Here is a 25,003-nt window from a genome sequence, read left to right as displayed (position 1 = left end):
ATCGCTTGGGTCAGTCGTCCAGAAAGTCGTCCACCAGCTCGGCGGTCTCGACCGGCCATTCCGCCATCGGCATGTGTCCGGTGTTTTGCATCAGCACCAGCCGGGAATCGGGGATGGCCGCGTCAAAGCGCGGACCATGGGCCGCCGGGATCATGGAATCACGATCGCCCCAGATGATCAGGGTCGGGGCCTGGATGCGCGCCAGGTCCGGATTGGGATCGGGCAGGGTGAATTGCTCGATCCGCTCGATCAGGGCTTGGCCATTGCCCTCGACGCGCATCATGGCGCGAATGCGCTCAAGCTGCTCGGGCGTGATGCGGGTGGGGTCGGCGTATAGGCCCGACGTCGCCATCGCCACACCGGCTTCCGGCGCCAGTCTGAGATAGGCTTTCATGGCGTCGGGAATAGGCGCAGGCTCGTCGCCCACACCCAGATTGGGATAGCCGCCCGGATCCATCAACACCAGATGATCCACACGATCAGGATGGTCCGCGGCATAGCGCCAGGCGATCAGACCGCCCAGGGAATTGCCGCCAATGGCGAACCGCTCCGGCGCGATCTCATCAAGCAGGGCGCTTACCTGTTTCACCGTGTCGGGAACTGAATAGGCGCCATCTTCGCGAGGGCCCGTCAGGCCATGGCCGGGCAGATCAAAGCGAATGACCCGGAAGTCATCCTCCAGCTCGGCGGACATGCCGTCCCAGGCTTCGAGCGAATGGCTGTAGCCGTGGATCAGGATCAGCGCCGGGGCATCGGCGGGGCCCGTCTCGCGCACGCGCCAGTCTTCGCCTTCAATGGTGACGAACCGGTCTGCCTCGGTCATCCATTCAGACTGGACCGCGCCCGCATCCAGCGGCCTCAGGGTCCAGGCGATAAAGGCGATCACCAGAACCGCCAGCAGGATCACCCCGCCCAGAATTCGCAGCAACATGGTCGTCATCCTTCTAGGCGTTAGTCGAGACGGTTCAGGAAAGCCTTGATCGGTTCAAGCGCTTCAGGTTCGGTCAGGAGCGGGGCATGGCCCACATCAGGCACTTGCACAAGCTCCATCGCGCCATGGCGGCGCGACATTTCCTCGACGCACTCCATGGCCAGCAGATCGGTGATGGCGCCGCGCACCAGAAGCAGCGGCACGCCCTTCAGGCCCTCAAAGAAGGGCCACAGATCGGGCGGCGCCACATCGCCGCTTTGAACCGGCTTTGAGATATTGGCGTCGTAATCAAGCACGATCTCACCCGTATCAATGGCGCGACAGGTGCGCTTGGCGAAGGCGATCCAGAAGTCCTGACCAGTCTCTTTGGGGAAGGCGACGCCATTGATGGCGCGCAGGGCTTCACCCGCTTCTTCCCAGTTCGCAAACCGGCCGGCGCCGCCCACATAGCCCTGGATGCGCTTAAGGCCGACAGGATCAAGCTCGGGGCCGATATCATTCATGACGACGCCGGTCAGCTGGCCCGGGCGCATGGTGGACAGGATCATCGTCATCAGTCCGCCCATGGAGGTGCCGACAGAGATCACTTTCGGCCAGCCCAGTTCATCAAGGGTTCCGATGACATCCTCGACATACTTCACGGGCGTATAGTTCTCGGGATTGGCGTCATAATCAGAACGTCCCCGTCCGCGCACATCCACGGCCACCACGGAGCGGCCCGTTTCGGCGATGATCGGGGCGAGGTCTTCAAAATCGCGACTGTTGCGGGTCAGCCCATGCAGGCAGATCACCGGCGTCTTGCCGTTGTCGCCTTGCGCCGGATATCGGCGGTAATAGATGCGCACGCCATCGGGAGCGGTGAAATAGTGCTCTGAAAACGGGGTCATCAAACAGTCTCTGTGGCTTGTGTTGTACTGGAGCCGCGTTGCGCCATGCGCTTGAAGCCGGCGGCCAGGAATTCGGGCATGCGTTCGGTGACGGCTTCGAGATCGCTGGATTTGCACAGCCCGCCGGAGAGGGCGTCGATACGGCCGGTGTCGGCAAAGGTCAGAACCAGGGCGCCCGACAGGAAGTGATAGCTCCAGAACAGTTCTTCATCGGGCGCATCGGGCAGGGCGCGGCGCACGGCGTCCAGGAAGCGCCGCACGATCGGGTCGAAGTATTTCGACATGATGGCCACGCCCCATTCGGGGGAGTTGGTCACCTGACCGACCAGCGCGAAATAGCTTTTCCAGCCCGGCCCGCCATTGGCGCTGCGATCAAGCAGCGGATGGGTGAAGGCGTGAATAATGGCTTCCAGGGTGGGGCCGTCCGGACCGGCGTTGGCTTCGCAGGCCTCAAGCTCGGCCAGGCGAATCGTATTGAGCTCTTCGGCGCGGCGCAGCAGCACCGCATCGAACAATTCACGCTTGCCGCCGAAATAATAGGCGACCAGGGCCGGATCGCTGTCGGCCTGGCGCGCAATGGCGCGAACGGTGACGCCATGAAAGCCCTTTTCAGCGAACAGGCTTTCTGCAGCGTCCAGCAGGCGGGTGCGCGTGCGCTCGCCCCGGCGCGTTCCTCCGGCGTCGGTCATTATTCTGGTCCTCCCTTGGGCTCCCTTTTAGAGCCCAAAGCCATGAATTGGCCAGCCATAGCCTGTGTCTATCAGGTCTCAGCCGCCTTATTGTTTGTGACCGAAGTCCTAATGCCTATTGACTTTTCATTCAACGTTGAATTTACCTCATGCAAAAGCTCATAGAAGCTTCCGTTCACAGGGAGGGATTACCCCATGACTATGAAACGCACCATTCTGGGTGCGGCCGCATTGCTCGTTTCTGCGTCCGCCCTGCCATTCGCCGCTTCCGCTGTTGCTCAGGAAGCCGGGGCTTCAGCCGGTCCGATCCAGGACGTGGTCACCGTCACCGCCCGTCGCCGGGAAGAGACCCTGACCGATGTTCCGGTGTCCGTGACGGCGTTTTCGGGCGATCAGCTCGACGAGTTCGGCGCGCAGGACATCACCTTTGTCGCCCAGGTCACCCCGAACGTGACCCTTGAAGTGTCGCGCGGCACGAACACCACGCTCAGCGCCTTCATCCGCGGCGTGGGCCAGCAGGATCCTGTGGCGGGCTTTGAATCCGGCGTCGGAATCTATCTCGATGATGTCTACCTGAACCGTCCCCAGGCGTCCGTGCTCGATATCTACGACGTTGAGCGCATCGAGGTCCTGCGTGGTCCGCAAGGTACTCTCTATGGCCGCAACACCATTGGCGGCGCCGTCAAATACGTCACGCGCGGCCTGTCGGATGAGCCGACCGCCAGCGTGCGCGTCAATGTGGGCAGCTATAACCAGCTGGACGTCATCGCCAGCGGCTCCACGCCCTTGAGCGACACTGTCCGGGTCGGCGGCGCTGTGGCGCGCCTGTCCCGTGAAGGCTATGGCGAAAACCTCTATAATGGCGTGGACAACTACAATAAATCTGTCTGGGCTGGTCGTCTGTCTGCGGAGTTTGATCTCACCGAGACCTTCCAGATCCGCGTCGCGGGCGATTACAGCTCTGACTCGTCTAACGCGCGTCAGGGTCACCGTCTGATCCCGGACCAGTTCCCGCCCTTCACCTATCCCGTGCTTGATGACGAATACGACACGCGCGCCGGCCTGGCTTTTCCCGAGCAGGATGTTGAAGCCTATGGCGGCTCTGTGACCGCCGAGTGGATGGTCAATGACTCGATCACGCTGAAGTCGATCACTGCGTATCGCGAAGACGAGAGCACCACCCCGATCGACTTTGATTCGCTGCCCGAAGCGGATCTCGACGTGCCGGCGATCTACGCCAACGACCAGTTCTCCCAGGAATTCCAGCTGCAGTATTCATCCGAGCGCCTGAATGGCGTGGTTGGCGCATACTATCTGGACGCCAACGCCATGACCGGCTTTGACGTGATCCTGGCGACGACGGGGGCGGTCATCGGGCTTCCGGGCCTGAACGCGCAGACCTTTGGTGACGTGGCGACCGAGACCTGGTCCCTGTTCGCGGACTTCACCTATGACCTGACCGACACCATCGAAGTGTCGCTGGGCGCGCGCTACACCGAGGATGAGCGGTCTTCCGTGGTGCGTCGCACTACCTTTATCGGCGGCGCCTCGGACCTGTTCGGCGGCAGCGCCGTTCCGATCGCTGTGACGTCCGATTTCAACGGCACGGCCGAGTTCGACGATTTCTCTCCGCGGGCGTCCATCGCATGGAACTTCGCCGCGGGCCAGAACGTCTATGCGACCTACTCGCAAGGCTTCAAGGGCGGCGGTTTCGACCCGCGCGGTCAAACCTCGGCAGCGCCTGACTTTAATGGCGACGGTTCCGTGTCCTCGGCCGAGGTCTACCAGTTCATGCAGTTCGATCCGGAAGAAGTCGACAGCTATGAGCTGGGCTGGAAAGCCGATTGGGGCAATGGCTGGCGCCACTCCCTGGCCGTGTTCCAGATGGATTATTCCGACGTTCAGGTGCCGGGCTCCGTGGGTGTGGACACCGATGGCGACGGCGTGGCCGACACCTTCACGGGCGTGACCACCAATGCGGGTGAAGCGACCCTGCGCGGCATCGAGTTTGAACTGTCCGGCGCCTGGGAAACCAATGCGTTCGTGGACGGCGATTACATGACGCTGAACACCACCCTGGGCCTGCTGGACGGCGAATACGATCAGTTCATCAACGCCTTCGGTGCGGATATCTCTGATCAGGCGTCCATCCAGAACACCCCGGACACCACTGGCTCGCTATCGCTGGGCTATCATGCGCCGGTGTATTCGGGTGAGCTGAGCGTCCTGACCACCGTGTCGCATCGCGGCGACTCCCAGCAGTTCGAGCTGTCGAGCCCGCTGATCGACCAGGAAGCGTACACGCTGTGGAACGCCAGCGTGGTCTGGAACTCCGATGACGGCGTCTGGACGGCCGGTCTGTATGGTCGGAACCTGACCGACGAGCGTTACAAGGTCGCGGGCTATGACTTTGTGGACTACTCCAGCACCAGCGGTCCGTTCACGCCGACGCTGGGCCTTGAAGGGACGCTGACAGCCTTCTATGGCGATCCGCGCACCGTCACCGCCTCCGTCACCTATCGCTACTAATCGCGTGTGACGGAAAAACGCCGCCAACCTTGCCGGGTTGGCGGCGTTTTTTCTTTGCCTTTTGAAGGTTTACCCCTTCAGTATGTGGTGAGCGCGATTAGGCGCATACAAAACAACACGACCTGGGGAGAGACATGACCACTCAAACCGAGGCGCAACCGGGCGCCGCTCCCACGCCAACCAGTACACGATACAGCGCATGGGTCCTGGCCATGCTCTTCATCGTCTACGCGTTCAATTTCCTGGATCGTCAGATCATTTCGATTCTGGCCATTCCGATCCAGCAAGAGCTGGGCCTGTCTGACCGTCAGCTGGGCTTGCTGGGCGGGATCGCCTTCGCGCTTCTATATTCCACCCTGGGCGTTCCGATCGCCTGGCTGGCGGATCGGACCAAGCGCACCTGGATCATCACGATTTCCCTGACCATCTGGTCCGGCTTCACCGCCATTTGCGGGCTGGCGACCAACTTCACCCAGCTCTTCCTGGCGCGTGTGGGCGTCGGCGTTGGCGAGGCGGGCGGCGTGGCGCCGTCCTATTCGCTGATTGCAGACTATTTCCCGCCGCAAAGCCGGGCGCGCGCGCTGGCCATCTATTCTCTGGGCATTCCGATCGGCTCCGCCTTCGGGGTTGTTGCGGGCGCCCTGATTGCGGGCGGCGCTGTGGGCGAAAATCTCGACTGGCGCGCCGCGTTCATCATTGTCGGCGTGCTTGGCCTTGTGATCGCCCCGATCTTCAAGTTCACCGTGCGCGAACCCAAGCGTGGCGGACTGGACGCGCCCCAGCGTCCCGCCGTTGAAGCCGAACTGGCGGAAAATGAGGCGGCCGCAGGCGAGCCGGCTGTCGTAAATTCAATGGAGGCGAAGGAGCAAGTCGCGCTGCGCCCTTCGCCATTGGCAAGCATTCTTACGGTAATAAAGAAGGTAATCACCTTTACTGGAAGGGCGAGACGCTCCGAGTTCTGGTGGGCATATGCTTTGCTGTCTGTTTCTCAACTTGCGCTGATAGCTATTGCCTTATTTGTTCCTGACTTCAAAGCCGTTTCGACTGTTTTTATGGCATTGAATCTGCTATTGATTTCTGTCGCTGTTCGCCGTTTTCACGATGTTGGGATGAGTGGCTTCTGGTTACTGATCCCTCTTTTCTTGTTGGGCGGCGTCGGTTTTGGCTTGGTGACAGGCGCATTGGCAGTTGTGGCTCGCATTCTGGCCTTCGTGTTCGTGGTTGTCATTCTTGCTCGGCCATCTGTGGAGGATAACTCTCACGGGCCAAATCCTGTCCCAAGTAATTACTTTGACCTTTTACGGGCTAAGCCCAGTCCAAGTTTTGCAGATGTTTTGGCGGTTCTGATCTCTAAGCCCTCATTCTGGTGGATGACTCTGGGAGCGTCCTGCAGCTCGATGATGGGCTATGGCGTCTTCTTCTGGGTGCCCAGTTTTTTCCGTCGCAGCTTCTTTTCCGACCTGGGTCTGCAGGACGCCATCATCCAGTCGGGCTGGCTGTTCGGCGCCATCCTGTTCGTGGGCGGCTCGCTGGGCATCATCCTGGGGGGCGTGCTGGGTGATCTGATGGGCAAAGGCTCCAAGCGGATGTACGCCATTGTTCCGGCGGTGGCCTTCTTTGTGACCTATCCGTTCTATATTGCGGGCGTTCTGGCGCCGACTCCGCTTGTTGCGGTGTTGATGTTCATGATCCCGACCGGATTGGGTCTGGCCTGGCTTGGTCCGACGCTGTCAGCCTTCCAGCACATGGCGCCACCCAATATGCGCTCCATGGCGTCGGCGATCTTCCTGTTGATCAACAATCTCGTGGGCATAGGCGTTGGCGTGTATGCGCTGGGCGAGCTGTCGACGCTGCTCACCCCGAGCTTCGGGGAGGAGGCGCTGCGCTATTCGATCATGATCGGCGCGACCCTGTATCTCGTGGCGGGTGCGCTATTCCTCATCGGCGCGCGGACCATCGCCAAGGACTGGGAAGAGGCCTGAGGCTTCCGCCCCTTGCGCAACAAAAAACGCCCCGGCCATCGGCCGGGGCGTTTTCCATTGTCGCAAGGCGTGTTGCGTCAGGCGGCTTCAGCCGTCATCGACATCGCCTTGATGAAGAGGCTGCGCGCATCGGCGCGCGCATCGTCGCCGTCTGCAGCGAACAGATCACCTTTCAGCGCCAGAACGGCGTCAGATTTCGGATCGGTGGTTTCCGCGATTTCTGCGAGCAGGGCCACAGCTTCGCCAAGGGCGCACACAGGTGCGCCGGCGCGCAGGAAGTCAGCGATCAACAGGCGCGCATCCTGATCGTTGCGCAGCCGCTCGATGCTGGCGGCGCCGGCCGGCAACACGAGACCTGTAAACGCGCTCGCAGTCTTTTCGCCCGGCTGGGCGTCGACCACGAAATTCATTTCATCACCACCCTGGGGGCGGCCCGTGATCAGACCCTTCTTGGGGCTGATCATCACCGTCCGGTATCCGGCGCGTTCCGCAGATCCGGCGATGTCAGTCAGATCACCCGCATCAAATCCGTCGACCGCGAGAACCGCAATATCGCCGGAGGCGCCGAGGTGATTGAGATCGATTCGATTTTGACGTGCATTGGGTTTGGAAAAAGCCACATGTCCTCCTGCCGCTGCCAGCGGCGCTAAATGAACGAAATAGGGATCGAGAGTATTAGATAGGGAATTGGTGCAGCAGGTCAAGCTGACATGCAGAAAAGCGCATATATCGGTGATTTATAATGTGTGTTTTGTGTCAGCGCTCTGTAACGCTGAACTTTAGGATAGACAGCCCAAAGCCCAGTTTTCGACGCACAACGCAGAGGGGTGCATTTCTGAATAGAGAGTCTTTCATTTAAGCAAAGCGGACTGCGTTCGCCTTGAGGTATTCCGCCGCGTTCCTGCGGCTTGTCATTTTCTGTGATGTGCGGCATCGCCATGGCGGCTGGAAAGGAAGAGTCCCATGTCCGAAATCGTGATCCGCACCGCATCTGCGAGGCAAAGCGACATTGCGCGACGGGCGCAGGCGCTTGGCATTGACGAGGCCCTCATCTCCGAGCTTGTGGATGCCTTTTATGATCGCGTGCGCGCGAACCCCGAGCTCGGACCGGTCTTCGCAGCCGCCATTGGAGACGACTGGGCGCCGCATCTTCAGACCATGAAGCAGTTCTGGTCCTCCATTGCTCTGAATGCCGGCAGCTATGGCGGCCGTCCCGTGCCCGCCCATCACAAACATCTCGACAAGATTAGGCCTGAGCACTTCTCAATCTGGCTCGCGCTCTTTGCGGAAACCTTGAGAGACCGCGCGCCCACGCCTGAGGCGGCTGCCTTTTTCATGGAGCGGGCAGAGCGGATAAGCGAGAGTTTTCAGAACATTCTGTTCAATTAGGTCGCGCTGCATCTGCGTCATTGTTTTATCACGCTAACACGCTATAACGTCCTCCGAACCATGGAGGCGAGCGATGGCGGAGTCCCTGACACGCACCCGCGTAGGCGGTCCGGAAGATATCAAGGCGCTGTGTGATGCGTTGCTGACCTTGCGCTCAAGCGAGGAGATGCAGCGTTTCCTGAAGGACCTGACGACGCCGGGCGAAATGCAGGCTCTGGCGGAACGCTGGCGCGTGGCGCGTCTGTTGGCGGAAGGAGAGAAGTCCTACCGCGAGATCAGCGCGGATACGGGCGTCAGCACCACCACCGTCACCCGAGTCGCCCGTTTCCTTACCCAGGAAGAGCATCAAGGATACCAGCTGGTGCTGGATCGTCTGAAGGAGCAAGGCTCATGACCGAGAACCGATTGACGCTGGCCGTCCAGAAAAAGGGGCGACTGGCCGAAGGCGGCCTGGATCTGCTCAAGCGAGCCGGGGTCAAGCTGGCCTACAGCCGGGATGACCTGCTGCGCCGGTCCGAAAACGAACCGATCGATCTGATGCTGATCCGCGATGACGACATCCCGAGCTTCGTCGCATCTGGCGCGTGCGATTACGGCATTGTGGGCGAGAACGTGCTCTATGAGGCGCAGAACAAGTCCAGCCGCATGGCCGATCTGGAAATTGCGCTCAAGCTCGGTTTCGCCCGGTGCACGCTGAAACTCGCAGCGCCCAAGGAGGGCGGCATCACATCGGCGGCGGATCTGGATGGCAAGACGGTCGCCACAAGCTATCCCGCCCTGACCGACGCCTATCTCAAGGAGCGAGGCGTCAACGCGGAAATCGTGGAAATGGGCGGCAGCGTCGAAGTGGCCCCGCGCATGGGCGTGGCGGACGCCATTTGCGACCTGGTCTCGACCGGCGCCACGCTGGAAGCGAACGGGCTGGCGGCGTTTGAAACCGTGCTGGAAAGCGAGGCGGTTCTGGTGCGTCGCAAGACGGCGTCCTCCGAGACCGTTGCCGATACTGCCGAACGCCTGATCGAGCGCTTCAAGGGGGTCATCGCATCCCGGCAGACCAAATACATCCTGCTCAATGCGCCGCGCGACCGGCTGGAACAGGTGCGCGCCATTCTGCCGGGCACGGATGCGCCGACCGTGGCGCCTGTTGTGGGGCGGGAGGACGTTGTCGCCGTACACGCCGTCTGCACCGAAGCCGTATTCTGGTCCACGCTGGAACAGCTCAAGGCGGCTGGCGCGCGATCCATCCTGGTCATGCCGATTGAAAAGATGATGGCCTGACATGTTGACCCGAATTGAATGGAGCCAGGCGGACGCCGAGACGCGTCAGCGCCTGTTCGAACGACCGTCGCTGGGGTCTGATGCGCTCAAGGTCGCGCAATCCATCCTGGATGATGTGCGTGCGCGGGGCGAAACGGCTGTGCGCGAATATGCAGTTCGTCTGGACGGCTGGGCGCCTGAGGCCGGGTTTCGCGTGCCGCAGACTGAACTCAAAGCCGCCGCTGATGCGCTCAGCGGAGATGACAGGGCGGCCATTCTGGATGCTGCGAACGCCGTTCGCACCTTTCACGCGGAACAGGGCTACCGCTCCTATGAGGTCGAGACCTGGCCGGGCGCCCGGGCCGGACGCCGGGTGACCCCGATTGATGTGGCCGGACTGTACGTGCCAGCGGGCACGGCGCCACTGGTCTCAACCCTGATCATGCTGGCCGTGCCCGCCCAGCTGGCGCAGGTGCCGCGCATCGCCGTGATTGCGCCGCCGTGCAAGGGGCAGGGGGTGGAGCCCACGGTTCTGGCCGCTGCGTCCTTGCTGGGCGTTGATGAGGTCTACGCCATTGGCGGCGCGCATGGTGTCGCCGCGCTTGGGCTAGGCGCGGCTGGCTTGCCGAAAGCGGACAAAATTTTCGGTCCGGGCAACGCCTATGTCGCCGCTGCGAAATCCCTATTGGCCCAAAGCCCGGATGGCGCAGCGGCGGATCTGCCGGCCGGGCCGAGCGAGGTGATGGTGGTCGCCGACGACAAGGCTGACGCTGAGCTTGTGGCGATCGACCTCTTGAGTCAGGCTGAACACGATGTTCTGGCCCAGGTGGTTCTTGTCGCCTATTCGGATGCGTTCGCGCGCCAGGTTGAAAACGAGATCGAGCGTTTGCTGGGCGATCTGCCCCGTGCAGAGACAGCGCGAGCAGCGTTGGCGAACTCTCGTGTGGTGCTGGTCAGTTCGGATGACGAAGCGGCCGAGGCGGCGAACGCCTATGCCAGCGAACACCTTATTGTACAGACAGACGATCCGCGTGCGCTGGCGAACAAAATTCGTCATGCCGGTTCGATCTTTCTGGGGCCGTGGACGCCTGAAGCTGCAGGCGATTATGCCGCCGGACCCAATCACGCCCTGCCCACAGCGGGCGCTGCACGCGCCTATGGGGGTGTGACGGTCGAGATGTTCCAGAAGACGACAACCGTGCTGGAGTTGAGCCAGACCAGCCTTCAGACGCTGGGCCCTGTCGTGGAGCGCCTGGCGACCCTGGAAGGGCTGGACGCTCACCGTCTCGCCATGGTTTTGCGCCGACAGAGAAAGGCAGACCGATGAGCGGTGTATTCGATCTCTCCAAACGTCCTGAGGATATGCGCGCCATGGGAGAGCAGCTCTTGCTGGAGCGGCTGGAAACCCTTCTGGAGACGCCCAAGGAATATCTCGCGCTGGCCTCGAGCACGGATGAAGCCCGGCAGGCGGTCTGGAGCAGCGAGCTGACCCTGACCCATGATTTCGGCGCGGATGGCGTCATTGCTCTGGACGAGCCGGCCCAGCAAGGCCTTACGCTATATCGGATCGGCGGGCAGCAGACCCCGATCACGGTTCTGTCCGCCATGGACGCCAATCAGGCGGCTTTGCTGCAGAGCAAGCTCAACGCCGTGCCATGCTGTCTTCTGGAAGAAGGCCTGACCCAGCTCAGCCCGGGCGCCCGTCTGGCCGCTCGCAAGGATCGCGAGGAACGCGATGCGATCTTGCAGGACATCGCCCAGCTTCTGTCAGAAGAACTGGGCGAGGTGGCGCAGGTTACTTCCCGCGGTCTGGTCTATGAGCACACCAATCCGATGACTCTGGGGCGGCTCGGACTTGTGCTTGCTGAAGATGGCGAAGGCCTGGTCGGGCATGTGCGTGATGCCCAGACAGCCCGCGAATTGAGTGACTTTCTGGGGTTCTCCGCCCAGCGGCGCATCGCGACCGTTCGCAGGGTGACCAAGGAAACCGAGATCACGCTCAGCCTCGATCTTGATCGTGAGGGCGCGGATATTGATACCGGTAACGCCTTTTTCGATCACATGCTCGAGCAGATCGCGCGCCATGGCGGGATTGCATTGAGCGTGTCCTGCCAAGGCGATCTGGAGGTCGACGCCCACCACACCATTGAAGATGTCTGTCTGGCCCTGGGCGAAGGCTTGCGACAGGCGCTCGGGGACAAGCGCGGCATTGCCCGCTTCGGTTTTGAACTGCCCATGGATGAAACCCGCGCCGGGGTCTGGATTGATTTGTCCGGCCGGCCCTACGCGGTGTTTGAAGGCGAGATCCCGGGCGATCGTGTGGGCGATTTCCCGGTCGAAATGTGCCCGCACGCTTTCCGGTCCATAGCGGAGAGCCTGAAGGCCGCGCTGCATGTGAAGGTGGAGGGCGACAATGCTCACCACATGATCGAGAGCACGTTCAAGGCGTTCGGCCGGGCGCTGCGCATGGCGGTGCGCGTCGAGGGTGATGCTCTTCCGTCTACGAAAGGCGTTTTGTGATGACCACTGCGATCGTCGACACTTCGACCGCGAACATCGCGTCGGTGCGTTATGCGCTGGAGAGGTTGGGCGCGCGCTACAAGCTGGCGGAAACGCCTGATGAGGCGAGCGAATGTGACCGCATCATCCTGCCGGGCGTCGGCGCGGCCGGGCCGGCCATGACGCGATTGAAAGCGACCGGCTGGGCCCAGGCCCTGCAAGGTGATCAGCGGCCGCTTCTGGGGGTCTGTCTGGGTATGCAATTGCTGTTTGATTACTCGGTCGAAAGTGATTGCGAGCTATTGGGGCTGATCCCGGGACGGGTCGAGCGACTGGATCCTGGAAGCGATGGACCCTGGCCGCATATGGGCTGGAACACGCTGACGCCGGTGAAGTCGGACGAGCCGCTGCTTGAAGGCGTAACTGACGGGGCGCATGTCTATTTCGTGCATGGCTTTTACACGCCGCTCAGCGCGCACACCTCGGCCTCCACGCATTATGGAATCGGCATTACGGCCATCGCTCGCAAGGGCCATGTGGCCGGCTGCCAGTTTCATCCCGAGCGCTCGGCCAAGACCGGCGCGCAAATCCTGACCAATTTTGTAAAGGGCGCGGCATGATCCTCTATCCCGCCATTGATGTTCTTGACGGTCGCGTCGTGCGGCTGGCCAAGGGCGATTTCGACGCCGTCACCGAATATGGCGACAATCCGGTCGCCGTGGCCGAGCAATTCAAGGCCGCCGGCGCGGACTGGCTGCATCTTGTGGACCTGTCCGGCGCTCGCGACGGCGCGCGTCGCCAGCAGGATCTGGTGCGCGCCATTGCCGATGTGGGTCTGAAGGTCCAGACCGGCGGCGGTGTGCGCACGCGTGAAGACGTGGAGGCCATCCTTGATGCCGGCGCCAGTCGGGCCGTGATCGGCAGCCTGGCGGTCAGCGAGCCCCAGACCGTGATCGGTTGGATCGCGGCCTTTGGTTCTGAACAGATCGCCGCCGCCTTTGACGTCAAGATCGCCGATAATGGCGTTGCTTACCCGACCCTGCGCGGCTGGACCGAACAATCCGTCACGCCGCTGGCCGACCTTCTGGCCGAATATCGCACAGGCGGGCTCAGCCATGCCCTTGCGACCGATGTGGCGCGTGACGGCATGCTCGAGGGTCCCAATCTCGAGCTGTATGAGGACTTGTCCAAGATCCGTGCGGACATGAACTGGCAGGCGTCAGGCGGAGTATCCTCGCTCGACGATCTCAGGGCGCTGAAGGACCAGGGCGTCTCGGGCGCGATTATCGGTCGGGCGTTATTTGAGGGCCGGTTCACGCTGGAGGAGGCGCTGGCATGCTAGCGCGTCGGATCATTCCTTGCCTGGATGTGCGTGACGGCCGTGTTGTGAAGGGCGTCCGGTTCCAGAACCACGAGGATGTGGGCGGCATCGAAGAGCTGGCGCGACGTTATGCCGAAGAGGGCGCGGACGAGCTGGTCTTCTACGACATCAGCGCCAGCCCGTCCGGGCGCACGGTTGAACCTGAATGGGTGGGCCGCGTGGCGCAGGCCATCGACATTCCGTTCTGCGTCGCAGGCGGCATACGCTCACTTGAACACGCCCGGGCGCGCCTGTTTGGCGGGGCGGACAAGATCTCGATCAATACGCCAGCCCTTGAAAACCCCGGTCTCATCGATGCCATGGCCAAGGAGTTCGGCTCCCAGTGTGTGGTGGTCGGCATCGACAGCCGTGTGATCGATGGTGACTGGCGTTGCCACAAGAATACGGGCGACCCGTCCAAGACCTCTACCGAGCATCGCAAGACGCTGGACTGGATTCGCGAGGTTGTGGATCGCGGCGCGGGCGAGATCGTGCTCAACTGCATGGACCAGGACGGCGTGCGCGAAGGCTATGACATCGATCAGCTCGCAGCGGCGCGTGAGGCGTGTTCGGTTCCGCTCATCGCCTCGGGCGGCGCCGGCGCCATGGACCATTTCCGCGACGTCTTTCAGAAAGCGGATGTGGATGGCGCGCTCGCGGCCAGTGTCTTTCATAAAGCTGTGATCGCCATCCCTGATCTTAAGGCCTGGTTATCCGCAGAAGGCGTGGAGATACGGCTATGAGCTTGCAGATCGACTGGAAGAAGGGTGGCGGCCTGGCCCCGGCCATCGTGCAGCACGCCGACACCGGCGAGGTGCTGATGCTGGGCTATATGAACGCCAAGGCGCTGGATGCAACCCAGGAAAAGGGCCTTGTGACGTTCTGGTCGCGCTCCAAGGAGCGGCTCTGGACCAAGGGGGAGACCTCAGGCAATACGCTCTCGCTCGTCTCCGTGGCGACCGATTGTGACGCTGATGCGATTTTGGTGCGGGCGCGTCCGGCGGGCCCAACCTGTCATACGGGCAGTCATAGCTGTTTTGGCGAAGCGCCCGGACCGGAGCTCGCCTTTCTGGGCGAGCTGCAGCATGTGATTGATGCGCGCGCCAATGATGCGCCCAAGGACAGCTACACCGCCAAGCTTCTGTCCAAGGGTGTCCTGAAATGCGCTCAGAAAGTGGGTGAAGAAGGCGTGGAAACCGCGCTCGCCGCGGCCGCGGAAGATGATGAGGCCCTGCTGGGCGAGGCGGCCGACCTGGTCTTTCACCTGATGGTGACGCTCAAGGCGCGGGGCCTGTCCCTGGCGGATGTGGCCGGTGTGCTGGAACAAAGGCACGCATCCAAAGGCTGAGAGACGTGGATCTGAGAAGAAAAAGGCCCGGTCGTGTGACCGGGCCTTTTCATGTCTAGCCGTCAGTGCGGCGATAGGCGTTCCTGAAATCATTGCCGAAGAAGATGGCGTTCATCAGCAAGCGAGCCGTGCCGCGATAATAGGCGCGGTAATACGGATCATCCGCGAAGAGGATGACGGAACCCGAACCCCGCCGCTCGGCATGCATCGCGCCCTGATCGGCAAGCGCCCGGCGCAGCTCCTCGGAGGCATAACCGCTCAGGATCGGGTCCTCGGGCGCATAGCGCACGGGCAGGGCGAGCGGATTGTCGCCTACCGCGAAAGCCAGGTCGCTCGACCGGTGGCTGGGCAGGTTCGCATCGCTCAGACCGAAGGCCAGCGGGTGGCTGGTATCGATCCGTGTGTCGAAAATCGCGCCGGAAATCCGCATTTCGGCGTCCCAGGCGGCGATATCCTCATACCGAGGCGCGGGCGCCGCATCCGCTTCAGGCGTCTCCAGCTCGGCCAATGTGGCGCTTGTCAGCTCCTGATCAATCGCCCAACGCGAGGCGTTGCCTGTGGCGATCAGGGTGCCGCCATTGCGCACCCAGCGGCCCAGCTCGGCGGAAAAGTCGTCCGGCAGACGGTTGAACCGGCCATTGGGCAGGATGATGTGGGTGTAACGGCTCAGATCGGAGCCGCCGAGTTCGGACTGGTCGATCATGCTGACCGGCATGCGCATGTCATGGTCCAGCAGGTGCCAGACTTCCCCGGCATCCCCCGTGCTGATGCCGCGGCCTGTAACCAGCAGCACTTCAGGACGTTCGACATTGGACAGCGCGAAGCCGCCCAGGTCCGAGCCGCGCGAGGTGCTGGCCGAGGTGATGGCATGAACCTTCACGCCGTCCTCGCGGGCGGCGCGGCTGAGCAGCGCATGAATGTCTTCACCGCTGACCGGTTGGCGACGCAGCTCGATCATGACGGCGCCGCGTCCGATCTCCTGCTCGCCGCGGCTGGTCTGCACCGAAGTTTCATCGGGGATCATGCGGGCGCGCACGCCGGCATCAAGCAGGCGATAGAGGGCGCGGGGGGCGTAATAGCTATCCCATTCCATCACATAGCCCAGCGCACTGGTGTCAGGCGCGGTTTCCGCCATGTCGTAGGCAGTCACGACCTCGCCAGCCAGCTGGCTGCGGAATTCCCGACCGCGCAGTTCGGCGTAATCGAGATCATAGGCGAGGGGCTGGGTCCAGCCGGACACATCGTAGAACTCGACCTTGTCCTCGATCACGCGGGTTTCGAACAGGGCGCGCACCGTGCGGTACTGGTCCTGACGCAGCGGCACGAGAAAGGCTTCTCCGGGGCGGAATTCCTGGCCGTCATGGCTGAAGGCCTGGGTCAGCGCCCGCACCTCGATGCGGTGGGTGGCCAGCACATCGAGGAAATCGGCGAGCCGGCCCCGATCCGATGAGCCGAAGACATAGCCGCGCACGGAGTCCGAATTGGCCATCTGGCGGGTTTCGTCAAAGAAGGCCCGCATATGATCTTGCAGTTCCGTCCGGTTGTCATGGGCGGAACGGATCAGGGCGATCGCCGTGCGTGCTTGCTGGGCGATCTTGTCATCATAGCGCTGCACGCCGAACTCGGTCTCCTGCACGATGCCGCGCACGGAGCTTTGCTCGAAGAGATAAGGGACGGAGCCGATCAGGCCGGGATAGCTGGAGCCGTATCCAAGGTAGAAGTCGTCAAACAGCTCTTCGCTGACATAGACCGCGCCTTCGGCATCGAGCTGGCTGTTGAGGGTTTCGTTGAGTTCGAGATTGAGTTCAAAGCCGGACTGGCTCAGCAGCGGATGCAGTCCTTCCCGCGGGCCCGGCGAAATGAAGAAGGTCGAGTTTTCGCCCATCTCATGCAGGTCGGCGGCGACGTTGGGACGCCAGTCCTGAGTGGCGGTGACCAGAGCGCGCGCTTCCGGCTGGGTGACGGGCAGCCACTGGCGATTGATGTCGAACCAGTAGTGATTGGTGCGGCCCCAGGGCCACTCATAGTAATGCTCGCGATGCTGGGGATCTGCGACCGGCACATTGGCGTGGTGCATGTTGGTCCATTGGGCGAACCGGTTCGCGCCATCGGGATTGATCATCACGATCTGGTGGATGACCGTCTGGTCCAGCAGGGTTTCGATCTCGGCGCCTTGCGCAGCGGCGAGGTGATACAAGATCAGCGGGGCGGAATCATAGCCTGAGGATTCCGAGCCGTGGACGCCGTGGGTGAACTGCACAACCACCGGCTGGTCGGCCGGCGTCGCCGCGCCCGGCTCGCTCAAGGACAGCTGTGTCTGGCGGATTTCGTCGAGACGCGACTGATTGGCGGGCGAGGTGATGGTGACGCGCAGGATGGGGCGACCAAAATGGCTGCGTCCGATGGTTTCCACACTCACCCGGTCGGAGGCCGCCGCCACAGCATTGATATAGGCCGCATGCATTTCCGGGGTGAAGATGATCTCACCACTTTGATAGCCCAGGACTGACTCAGGGGTGGGGATGGCGGCGTCATAGCGCGCATCGAAATCCAGCAGGTCAGCGATCGGTTTGGGCGTGTAGTCCGGTTCGAAATAAGCCGAAGCGGCTCCGGCCGTGGGCAAGGCCAGGGCCAGAGATATTGCAAGCGCGCGCAGCATGTCAGCAGCTCCCCATTTTGTTGTTAATTTGTAACGGTAAGCAGGCCGCGCCTGCGGTCAAGCATGTCTGAATGCCCCAAGCGCGCTATCTTCCGCGCAGAACCCGCCCGCTTCGAGATGTTGGAGCGAAAGCAGACAAGGATTTCAATGTGATGATCAGCCCCATTCGATCCATGGCTCTATGCTCCGCGTCGGTGTGGGCTTTTCTGACGTATCCGGACAGTGCTGCGGTCGCACAAACAGAGACTTCGGTGAGCGATGTTGTGGTCGTGACAGGCACGCGCAGCGAAACCCTGAAGCAGCACAATGCGCTGTCTGTCTCCGTCCTGACGTCTGACGAGATCGACCGACTGGGCGCGCATCATGTGAGCGAGGCGCTCAATCGCTTGCCGGGCGTCTTTCTGAACCGGGGGAACGGAGCCGAGCACCTGACGGCGATCCGGTCCCCCGTGCTCACGGGCGGGCAGGGCGCGGGCAGCTTCCTCTATCTGGAAGACGGCGTGCCGCTTCGCGCCGCCGGATTCGCCAATCTGAACGGGTTGTTTGAAGCCGCCGATGGCCTGGCCGGACAGATCGAGGTCGTGCGCGGCCCCGGATCTGCCGCCTACGGATCCAACGCGCTTCACGGGTTGGTGAATGTGCTCACCCCTGATCCCGAAACAGCGGATCGGCATCTGACGATTGAAGCCGGATCATATGGCCGGGCGGCTCTGCGGGGCTCACTGGCCGGGCAGGCGCGTTTCGGCGCCGGCTGGCTGGGGCTGAGCCTGCGTCATGAGGATAGCTGGCGCGAAGATGCATCCCTGGATCGGCGCGCCTTGCAAACGCGACTGGATGGGCAGATGGGACTGACGGAATGGTCCTTGCGGTTTTCCGGTATTGATCTGGAGCAGGAAACCGCGACCTATGTGGGCGGCTTCAAGGCATATGAGGATGAGGCCGCGTCACGTCGCAATTCCGATCCGGAAGCCTTTCGCAACGCTCACGCCTTGCGCGCGGCCCTGCATCTCGAACGCCCGCTCTCTGACACGCTGAGCGCTCAGGCCGTTCTGTTTGCGCGCAGCAACGACATGCAATTCCGCATGCACTTCTTGCCATCCGAAGCGCTTGAGACCAGCGGGCATGATTCCGTCGGCCTGCAATCCGCGCTCGTCTGGACGCTGGATCAAAGCACGGTTCGCTTGGGTCTGGATGCGGACTTTACCCAAGGCGCTTTGCGGGAATTTCAGACCCGACCCACGCTCGGGCCCTTTGTTCAGGGGCTCCACTATGATTACGAGGTCGACTCCCGGACCTATGCCGCTTTCGTCATGGGCGAACATCAGCTGACGCCCAGACTACGCCTGGATGCGGGCTTGAGATGGGAAGCCACGCACTATGACTACGCCAATGCGGCCCCGGATGGCGCCGTGGGGCGTTATTTGCGTTTGCCCGACCGTGAGGACACCTTTGACACGCTGGCTCCGCATGCGGGCTGGATCCTCGATGTGAGTGACAGCGTGTCTGTGTTCGGTCGCGCCGCACGGGGCGTCCGGGCGCCGCAGACCGCCGAGCTTTATCGGCTTCAACCAGGGCAAAGTGTTGAGGGCATCGAGCCTGAAACGCTCGACAGCCTGGAGACGGGAATCCGTTTCACGCCCACTCCGGGAACCCAGCTGGAGCTCACCGGCTATGTCATGGAAAAGGACAATGTCATTCTGCGCGATGCGGACGGTCTGACGGTGACGGGGGCGCGCACTCGACATCACGGGATTGAGGCGGAGGGCGTCTGGAGCCTCTCCGACCAGCTCCGTCTGTCCGGGGCGGTCAGCTGGGCGGTCCATGAATATGATTTTGATGGCGGCGCGCCCAACAGCTCTGAAACCATCCGCAAAGGCGCCCGGATAGATACGGCGCCCGAATGGATGTCCAATATCAGAGCGACCTGGCGGCCGACAGCCGCGCTGACGGCCGAGCTCGAATGGGTTCATCTGGGCGAGTATTTCGCCGATGCGGGCAATACAGCGCTGTATGAGGGCCACGACCTGTTCAATCTGCGCACCGATTACCAGCTGACCCAGACCCTGGCTCTGACTGTGGCCGTCCGGAACCTGCTGGATGAGCGTTACGCCGAGCGCGCGGATTTCGCCTTCGGACGCTACAGATATTTCCCCGGCGAGCCCCGGACATTCAGCGTCAGGGCGCGTCTGGACTTCTAGACCACACAGACTTGGCCATGCATGAGCTGAGCTTGCCTTGTACGGCCGGACCGCGGTAGCAGATCGGGTCCACAAATTCGGAGACCTCATCATGCCCTCCCGCACCGGCGCCCAGCACCTGATCGACGCCTTGTCCGCCAATGGCGTTGAACGGATTTTCGGTGTTCCCGGAGAGAGTTATCTGGCCGCGCTTGATGCGCTGGTGGATGCGGGCATCCCCTTCATCCAGTGCCGCCATGAAGCGGGCGCAGCCAATATGGCCGAAGCCCATGGCAAGCTGACGGGCAAGCCGGGAATCTGTTTCGTGACCCGCGGTCCGGGCGCCACCCAGGCGGCGGTGGGGGTGCATACTGCGCTTCAGGACTCAACGCCCATGATCCTTCTGGTCGGACAGGTCCGGCGTGAAGATGAAGGGCGCGAGGCGTTCCAGGAACTTGATTATGGCCAGGCCTTCGCCGGTCTCGCCAAGGCCGCGTTCGAGATCCGCGACCCGGCCCGCGTGCCCGAGATGATGATGCGCGCCTTCGCGCTGGCCATGCACGGCCGTCCGGGGCCGGTCGTGGTGGGCCTGCCTGAAGACATGCTGACCGAGATTGCGGACGCGCCTGCTGCGGCGGCTTTGCCTGTGGCGCGCAGCGAAGTGTCAGCCTCCACCGCCTCTGATATCGCTTCCATGATCGACGCCGCCGAGCGTCCGGTCGTCATGGTGGGCGGGCCGGGCTGGCGCGATGAGGATCGGCAGGCGCTACATGCCTTCGCCGAGCAGATGAACTGCCCCATCATCACAAGTTTCCGCGTCAAGCATTTGTTTGATAACAAGCATTCCCATTATGGCGGCGAGGCTGGCATTGGCGCATGCCCCGCCGTGGTGGGCGCGCTTCGAGACTCCGACTTGATCGTCGCCATTGGTCCGCGTCTCGGGGAAATGACCACCCAGAGCTATGACCTGTTTGATGTGCCTGAAGGGGTGGCGGATCGTCTGGTCCATATTCATCCGGGCGGTGAAGAGCTGGGCCGCGTCTATCGGCCCAAGCTGGCGGTGACGGCCCAAGCCGGCCCGGCGCTGAGCGAGATCCACGCCGCATCCAGGCCCCAGCGCGCCGCTGCGCGTATTGACTGGGTCAAGCAGTGCCGCGCCGCCTATGACGCATGGATCGAGCCGGTCGAGGTGACCGGCGATGTGAACCCGTCGATCATCTGGCGCGAAACCTCCGAGAAGATGGGCGGCCAGGCGATCATGACCAATGGCGCCGGCAATTTTGCGGCCTGGCTGCACCGTTTCTGGGTGCACCAGTGCTGCCCCAGCCAGCTGGCCCCGACCTCGGGCGCGATGGGCTACGGCCTGCCGGCCGCAATAGCCGCCAAGCTGCACAGTCCCGACCGTCCGGTGATCGCGGTGTGCGGGGATGGTGATTTCATGATGGCTGCGCCAGAGCTGGCGACGGCGGTCCAGCACGGGGCGAACATCGTCGTCTGTGTCTTTGACAATGGCGCTTATGGCACCATTCGCATGCACCAGGAGCGCGCCTATCCGGGCCGGGTCAGCGGCACGGACCTCGCCAATCCCGACTTCAAGATGATGGCGGAGGCGTGCGGCTGCGCCGGGTATTATGTCGACAAGACCGGTGACTTCGCCGCCGCGCTTGATGAGGCTTTAAATGCGGGTCGGCCCGCGCTCATCCATGTCAAACAGAGCCTGGCCGATATTGCGCCGGGCAAAACGCTGTCGCTGAACTAGACTCTTTCCAGTTTCGCTCTTCCAACGGGAGTCCACCCATGTCCCAGAGCTTTTATGACCGCCTGACCGAAACCCTGTCCGAGATCGAAGCGGATGGTCTTTACAAGCGCGAGCGCACCATCACCTCGCAGCAATTTTCCGAGATCGATGTGCGCGGAACCGATGGCGCCGAACGCCATGTCCTCAATTTCTGCGCCAACAATTATCTGGGGCTCGCCAACCGGCCCGAGCTGATCAATGCGGCCAAGACCGCGCTGGATCGCTATGGCTATGGCGTGGCGTCGGTGCGCTTCATTTGCGGCGCTCAGGAGGTTCACAAAGAGCTTGAAGCGGCCATCGCCGATTTCACCGGCCAGGAAGACGCGATCCTGTATGCGGCGGCGTTTGACGCCAATGGCGGCGTGTTCGAACCGCTTCTGGGCCCGGAAGACGCGATCATTTCAGACGCGCTCAACCATGCCTCGATCATTGATGGCGTGCGTCTGTGCAAGGCCAAGCGCTATCGCTACGCCAACTCGGACATGAATGACCTGGAGGCCCAGCTCAAACAGGCCCGCGAGGATGGCGCGCGCACCATCCTCATCGTCACCGACGGCGTGTTCTCGATGGACGGCTATATCGCCAATCTGAAGGATATCTGCGATCTGGCGGACAAGTATGACGCGCTCACCATGGTGGATGACTGTCACGCCCATGGCTTCATGGGCGCCAAGGGCCGCGGCACGCACGAGCATTGCGGCGTCATGGGCCGGGTGGACATCATCACCGGCACGCTTGGCAAGGCGCTCGGCGGCGCCATGGGCGGGTTCACCGCCGCGAAGAAGCCGGTGATCGACATTCTGCGTCAGCGCTCACGCCCCTATCTGTTCTCCAACTCGCTGGCGCCGGCCATTGCGGGGGCCAGCCTCAAGGCTTTGGAAATGGTGCGCGAGGGCGATGATCTGCGCGCGCGCCTGTTTGACAACGCCAAGCGTTTCCGCAGCGGCATGACCGAGGCGGGATTTGATCTTCTGCCGGGCGAGCACCCGATCATTCCGGTCATGCTGGGCGATGCGGCCCTGAGCCAGCAGATGGCGGACAAGCTTATGGAGGAGGGCGTCTATGTGATCGGCTTCTTCTATCCTGTGGTGCCCAAGGGCAAGGCCCGGATCCGCACCCAGATGAGCGCCGCGCATACGCCCGAGATGATCGACCGCGCCGTCGCCGCCTTCACCAAGGTCGGCAAGGAGCTGGGGGTGATCTAGGCCGAGGCTGGCGCACGTTGAGTGAGCCAGAGTCCGGCGACCATCAAGCCCAGACCTGCCACCCGATTGAGGGAAAGCGGGGTTGGCTGCGCTCCGAACAGACCAAAATGATCGATCAGGGCGGCGCCCATCGTCTGGCCGAGAAGGACACAGAAGATGGCGGCGCCCACCCCGATCTTCGGTGCTACGTATGTTATTGAAAGAATGTAGATGACAACGAATACGCCGCCCAGAAACAGGTGTCGGGGCGCCTGTGAAAGCTCTGACAGCGCCGGTGTCGGCGTCATGATGACCACCGGCAGCGTAACGCACAGTGCGACAATGAAGAGGATGAGGGCGGCTAGCGGCGGAGCCCCCAACTTGGCGCCCAAAGCAGCATTGAGCGCCGCTAACACGGGTATGCCCAGGCCGGCGAGGACCATCAGGGCTGAGTAAGGCGACATTGGGCGTTCTCTTGGTATACGCGGGCTCGGACGGCGCGCTCTGGGTTGGCGGCCGTCCGGGCGTCAGGCGTTTAGCGTCTTGAGTGGCGGTATTCTTCAACGGGAAGGCCCGAAATGCCCCAATTGGCCAAAGGCGCCTCGTCGATGACCACGACGGTCGTCGCGGGGGTCTTGCCCAGAACGCGATGAAGCAAGTCGGTCACGCCGGCGATCAGCTCGGCTTTCTCCGCATCAGAAGGGCCCTTGCCTTCAGGTCCGCCCTCCTGGGTGATCTTGATATTGACGTAAGGCATCAGGACTTCTCCATTGGCACATAGCTGAACACCTTGGTCACGATGCGCCAGCCTTCGGGCGTGCGTTGTAAAGTGAGCAGATCAAGATAGGTGCGGCCCATGAGCGCCATCGAGGCGGTGACGTGGGCCAGTTGAGGTGTTGCGAGTTTGATTTCGAGCACCCGATCGTCCCGAACATCGCCGGTTTGCGAAGGCGGCGTGCGCTTGTCGATCCGGGCCATGTAAGCTTCAAGATCGAGATGCAACTCATCGCCCGGTGTGGCGCAGACATAGGCCAGGTTCGGGTGAAACACCTGGCGCAAGGCCTGGCTATCGGCGTGGTAGAGCCCGTCCGCATAAGCCTGCATCAGGCTGCTGATCTCGGCATAGTCCTGAGCGCTCATCAGATCAGACCTTCAGCCTTCATCGCCGCCTGTGTTGCGGGGCGCTGCGAGACCCGCTGCACAAAGGCGGACAGGTTTGGCCAGGCGTTGAGATCGATCCCGGTGAAATGGGCCCAGTTGCTGACGACGAAGAGATAAGCGTCGGCGATTGTGTAGGTCGCACCGGTTACATGTTCGCGCCCATCAGCCAGTAGCGCCTCAACAAACGCCATTTTCCGGCTCACCTCAGCTCGCGCATCCGTTTTGATCGCCTCTGATGAGCTGGCGCGGAAGAGCGGGGAAAACGCCTTGTGCAATTCCGAAGAGGTGAATGTGAGCACTTCGAGCATTCGGGCGCGTTCGAGCGTTCCCAGAGGCGGCGCCAGCTCAGCCTCAGGATGCGTATCCGCCAGATATTGCAAGATGGCGGGGCCTTCGGTGAGGATTTGACCCTCATCCAGTTCAAGCGAGGGAACATAGCCCTTGGGATTGATCGCGCGGTAGTCAGCGCCCGTCTCGGTCTGACCGCTCTGAGTGTCGACACGGATGACGTCAAAGTCAGCGCCGAGTTCTCGCAGCGTCATATGGCTGGCGAGCGAACAGGCGCCGGGGGAGAGATACAGTTTCATGGCTTCAGCCTCTGCTGTGTTGGTCGAGGCTTGGAAGGTGAGACTTGGAGTTTCCATTGACAACCAGGTCACCAAGGGTAACGTCTCTTTTCGCGTTACCCGCCAGTTACGAGGTATCTCCGAATGCCGCTCAAAATGCGCCATAACAAGGCGTCAAACCCGCCTGAGCCCTGCATGCTGACGGAATGCATGACTGTGATCAGCGGCGCCTGGGCGCCGAATGTGATCTGGTGTTTGCGGGCAGGTCCGCGCCGGTTCAGCGAGCTGCGCGCCGATATTCCACCCATTTCCGCCAAGGTGTTGTCTACACGGCTCTCCGAACTCGAAGGGCGAGGCGTGTTGGTGCGGCATGTGCGCGATACATCCCCGCCTTCAACCGAGTACGAGTTGACCGATCTGGGAGCTGAGCTACTGCCCGCCCTCGATGCCATCGTTCATGTCGGGCATCGTCTCAAACAGCGACAGGTGCAGACGTCATGAAGCTCCAGGCGGGGAGAGGCGCAGAGTCAGGCAAAGCGCTTTTCTTTCGGCGCGCGGCGTGATCAAACCGAGCCGAGACGTCCACC

General features: G+C 62.2%; 24 protein-coding genes and 1 pseudogene. 16 read left to right on the top strand and 9 right to left on the bottom strand.

Annotated elements, in window-relative coordinates:
- Nucleotides 1-10 precede the first annotated feature (10 nt).
- From RBA95_RS04920 to RBA95_RS04910, 3 genes are read right to left on the bottom strand one after another with little or no spacing between them, the layout of a single operon-like run.
- Nucleotides 11-931 carry an alpha/beta fold hydrolase gene (locus RBA95_RS04920; RefSeq protein WP_306015699.1) on the bottom strand — a complete coding sequence of 307 codons (921 nt, stop codon included), beginning with the start codon at nt 929-931 and terminating at the stop codon, nt 11-13.
- A 20-nt stretch (nt 932-951) separates the two neighbouring features.
- On the bottom strand, nt 952-1,818 hold the full coding sequence (locus RBA95_RS04915; RefSeq protein ID WP_306015698.1) for an alpha/beta fold hydrolase: 867 nt from the start codon (nt 1,816-1,818) through the stop codon (nt 952-954).
- Entirely contained in the window at nt 1,818-2,507 is a 690-nt protein-coding gene (locus RBA95_RS04910) for a TetR/AcrR family transcriptional regulator (RefSeq protein WP_306015697.1), read from the bottom strand. The genes RBA95_RS04915 and RBA95_RS04910 overlap by 1 nt, the downstream gene beginning before the upstream one ends.
- 195 nt (nt 2,508-2,702) lie before the next feature.
- On the opposite strand from RBA95_RS04910, the gene RBA95_RS04905 reads away from it, so the two are divergent.
- The 3 genes and pseudogenes from RBA95_RS04905 (at nt 2,703) to RBA95_RS14515 (ending at nt 7,018) form a co-directional block, all read left to right on the top strand.
- Nucleotides 2,703-5,036, top strand: coding sequence for a TonB-dependent receptor (locus RBA95_RS04905; protein ID WP_306015696.1), 2,334 nt, complete (start codon nt 2,703-2,705; stop codon nt 5,034-5,036).
- Between the two features lie 134 nt (nt 5,037-5,170).
- A pseudogene (locus RBA95_RS14520) lies at nt 5,171-6,298 on the top strand (MFS transporter); the annotation flags it as partial.
- Nucleotides 6,299-6,406: 108 nt separating this feature from the next.
- Complete coding sequence (locus tag RBA95_RS14515) at nt 6,407-7,018, top strand: hypothetical protein (RefSeq protein WP_371933591.1); 612 nt, start codon at nt 6,407-6,409, stop codon at nt 7,016-7,018.
- A gap of 77 nt (nt 7,019-7,095) precedes the next feature.
- Here the strand turns inward: RBA95_RS14515 and RBA95_RS04895 are convergent, their stop codons facing one another.
- Nucleotides 7,096-7,638, bottom strand: a complete 543-nt coding sequence (locus RBA95_RS04895) for a DJ-1/PfpI family protein (protein ID WP_306015693.1) — start codon at nt 7,636-7,638, stop codon at nt 7,096-7,098.
- Nucleotides 7,639-7,981: 343 nt separating this feature from the next.
- Here RBA95_RS04895 and RBA95_RS04890 point away from each other — a divergent pair, with 343 nt between their 5' ends.
- The 9 genes from RBA95_RS04890 to hisIE all read left to right on the top strand — a co-directional run bounded on the left by RBA95_RS04890 (nt 7,982) and on the right by hisIE (nt 14,871).
- A complete protein-coding gene (locus RBA95_RS04890) occupies nt 7,982-8,407 on the top strand; it encodes a group III truncated hemoglobin (protein ID WP_306015692.1) in 426 nt (141 codons plus the stop codon).
- A 73-nt stretch (nt 8,408-8,480) separates the two neighbouring features.
- Nucleotides 8,481-8,801: a YerC/YecD family TrpR-related protein gene (locus RBA95_RS04885; RefSeq protein WP_306015691.1), complete on the top strand. Its 321-nt coding sequence runs from the start codon at nt 8,481-8,483 to the stop codon at nt 8,799-8,801.
- Entirely contained in the window at nt 8,798-9,685 is an 888-nt protein-coding gene (gene hisG / locus RBA95_RS04880) for an ATP phosphoribosyltransferase (protein WP_306015690.1), read from the top strand. The genes RBA95_RS04885 and hisG overlap by 4 nt, the downstream gene beginning before the upstream one ends.
- 1 nt (nt 9,686) lies before the next feature.
- Nucleotides 9,687-10,991: a histidinol dehydrogenase gene (gene hisD, locus RBA95_RS04875; RefSeq protein ID WP_306015689.1), complete on the top strand. Its 1,305-nt coding sequence runs from the start codon at nt 9,687-9,689 to the stop codon at nt 10,989-10,991.
- A complete protein-coding gene (gene hisB / locus RBA95_RS04870; protein ID WP_306015688.1) occupies nt 10,988-12,184 on the top strand; it encodes an imidazoleglycerol-phosphate dehydratase HisB in 1,197 nt (398 codons plus the stop codon). The genes hisD and hisB overlap by 4 nt, the downstream gene beginning before the upstream one ends.
- Nucleotides 12,184-12,783, top strand: coding sequence for an imidazole glycerol phosphate synthase subunit HisH (gene hisH / locus RBA95_RS04865; protein WP_306015687.1), 600 nt, complete (start codon nt 12,184-12,186; stop codon nt 12,781-12,783). The genes hisB and hisH overlap by 1 nt, the downstream gene beginning before the upstream one ends.
- Nucleotides 12,780-13,505: a 1-(5-phosphoribosyl)-5-[(5-phosphoribosylamino)methylideneamino]imidazole-4-carboxamide isomerase gene (gene hisA, locus RBA95_RS04860; RefSeq protein ID WP_306015686.1), complete on the top strand. Its 726-nt coding sequence runs from the start codon at nt 12,780-12,782 to the stop codon at nt 13,503-13,505. The genes hisH and hisA overlap by 4 nt, the downstream gene beginning before the upstream one ends.
- On the top strand, nt 13,499-14,266 hold the full coding sequence (hisF, locus tag RBA95_RS04855; RefSeq protein ID WP_306015685.1) for an imidazole glycerol phosphate synthase subunit HisF: 768 nt from the start codon (nt 13,499-13,501) through the stop codon (nt 14,264-14,266). The genes hisA and hisF overlap by 7 nt, the downstream gene beginning before the upstream one ends.
- The gene (gene hisIE / locus RBA95_RS04850) at nt 14,263-14,871 is read left to right on the top strand and encodes a bifunctional phosphoribosyl-AMP cyclohydrolase/phosphoribosyl-ATP diphosphatase HisIE (protein WP_306015684.1); all 609 of its coding nucleotides are present in this window, start codon (nt 14,263-14,265) and stop codon (nt 14,869-14,871) included. Before hisF ends, hisIE begins: the two co-directional genes overlap by 4 nt.
- A gap of 55 nt (nt 14,872-14,926) precedes the next feature.
- Here hisIE and RBA95_RS04845 read toward each other — a convergent pair whose 3' ends face one another.
- Complete coding sequence (locus tag RBA95_RS04845) at nt 14,927-17,530, bottom strand: M14 family zinc carboxypeptidase (protein WP_306015683.1); 2,604 nt, start codon at nt 17,528-17,530, stop codon at nt 14,927-14,929.
- 251 nt (nt 17,531-17,781) lie between these two features.
- Between RBA95_RS04845 and RBA95_RS04840 the strand changes: the two genes are divergently transcribed.
- From RBA95_RS04840 to RBA95_RS04830, 3 genes are all read left to right on the top strand, one after another.
- A complete protein-coding gene (locus tag RBA95_RS04840; RefSeq protein ID WP_306015682.1) occupies nt 17,782-19,728 on the top strand; it encodes a TonB-dependent receptor in 1,947 nt (648 codons plus the stop codon).
- A 91-nt stretch (nt 19,729-19,819) separates the two neighbouring features.
- Nucleotides 19,820-21,466: a thiamine pyrophosphate-dependent enzyme gene (locus tag RBA95_RS04835; RefSeq protein WP_306015681.1), complete on the top strand. Its 1,647-nt coding sequence runs from the start codon at nt 19,820-19,822 to the stop codon at nt 21,464-21,466.
- A gap of 38 nt (nt 21,467-21,504) precedes the next feature.
- Nucleotides 21,505-22,710 carry a glycine C-acetyltransferase gene (locus tag RBA95_RS04830; RefSeq protein ID WP_306015680.1) on the top strand — a complete coding sequence of 402 codons (1,206 nt, stop codon included), beginning with the start codon at nt 21,505-21,507 and terminating at the stop codon, nt 22,708-22,710.
- Here the strand turns inward: RBA95_RS04830 and RBA95_RS04825 are convergent.
- From RBA95_RS04825 to gstA, 4 genes are all read right to left on the bottom strand, one after another.
- Entirely contained in the window at nt 22,707-23,153 is a 447-nt protein-coding gene (locus RBA95_RS04825; protein WP_306015679.1) for a DMT family transporter, read from the bottom strand. The genes RBA95_RS04830 and RBA95_RS04825 overlap by 4 nt on opposite strands.
- A 71-nt stretch (nt 23,154-23,224) precedes the next feature.
- The gene (locus RBA95_RS04820) at nt 23,225-23,446 is read right to left on the bottom strand and encodes a 4-oxalocrotonate tautomerase family protein (RefSeq protein WP_306015678.1); all 222 of its coding nucleotides are present in this window, start codon (nt 23,444-23,446) and stop codon (nt 23,225-23,227) included.
- Nucleotides 23,446-23,829, bottom strand: a complete 384-nt coding sequence (locus RBA95_RS04815) for a nuclear transport factor 2 family protein (RefSeq protein WP_306015677.1) — start codon at nt 23,827-23,829, stop codon at nt 23,446-23,448. The genes RBA95_RS04820 and RBA95_RS04815 overlap by 1 nt, the downstream gene beginning before the upstream one ends.
- A complete protein-coding gene (gene gstA, locus RBA95_RS04810) occupies nt 23,829-24,437 on the bottom strand; it encodes a glutathione transferase GstA (RefSeq protein WP_371933590.1) in 609 nt (202 codons plus the stop codon). The genes RBA95_RS04815 and gstA overlap by 1 nt, the downstream gene beginning before the upstream one ends.
- A 123-nt stretch (nt 24,438-24,560) precedes the next feature.
- On the opposite strand from gstA, the gene RBA95_RS04805 reads away from it, so the two are divergent.
- Entirely contained in the window at nt 24,561-24,917 is a 357-nt protein-coding gene (locus RBA95_RS04805; protein ID WP_371933587.1) for a winged helix-turn-helix transcriptional regulator, read from the top strand.
- Nucleotides 24,918-25,003: the final 86 nt, after the last annotated feature.

Source organism: Oceanicaulis sp. MMSF_3324 (assembly GCF_030733545.1).
In the GTDB taxonomy this organism is placed as follows: Bacteria; Pseudomonadota; Alphaproteobacteria; order Caulobacterales; family Maricaulaceae; genus Oceanicaulis.
The sequence above is the reverse complement of the archived record's forward strand: the minus strand, read 5'-3'. Positions and strand labels throughout refer to the sequence as shown.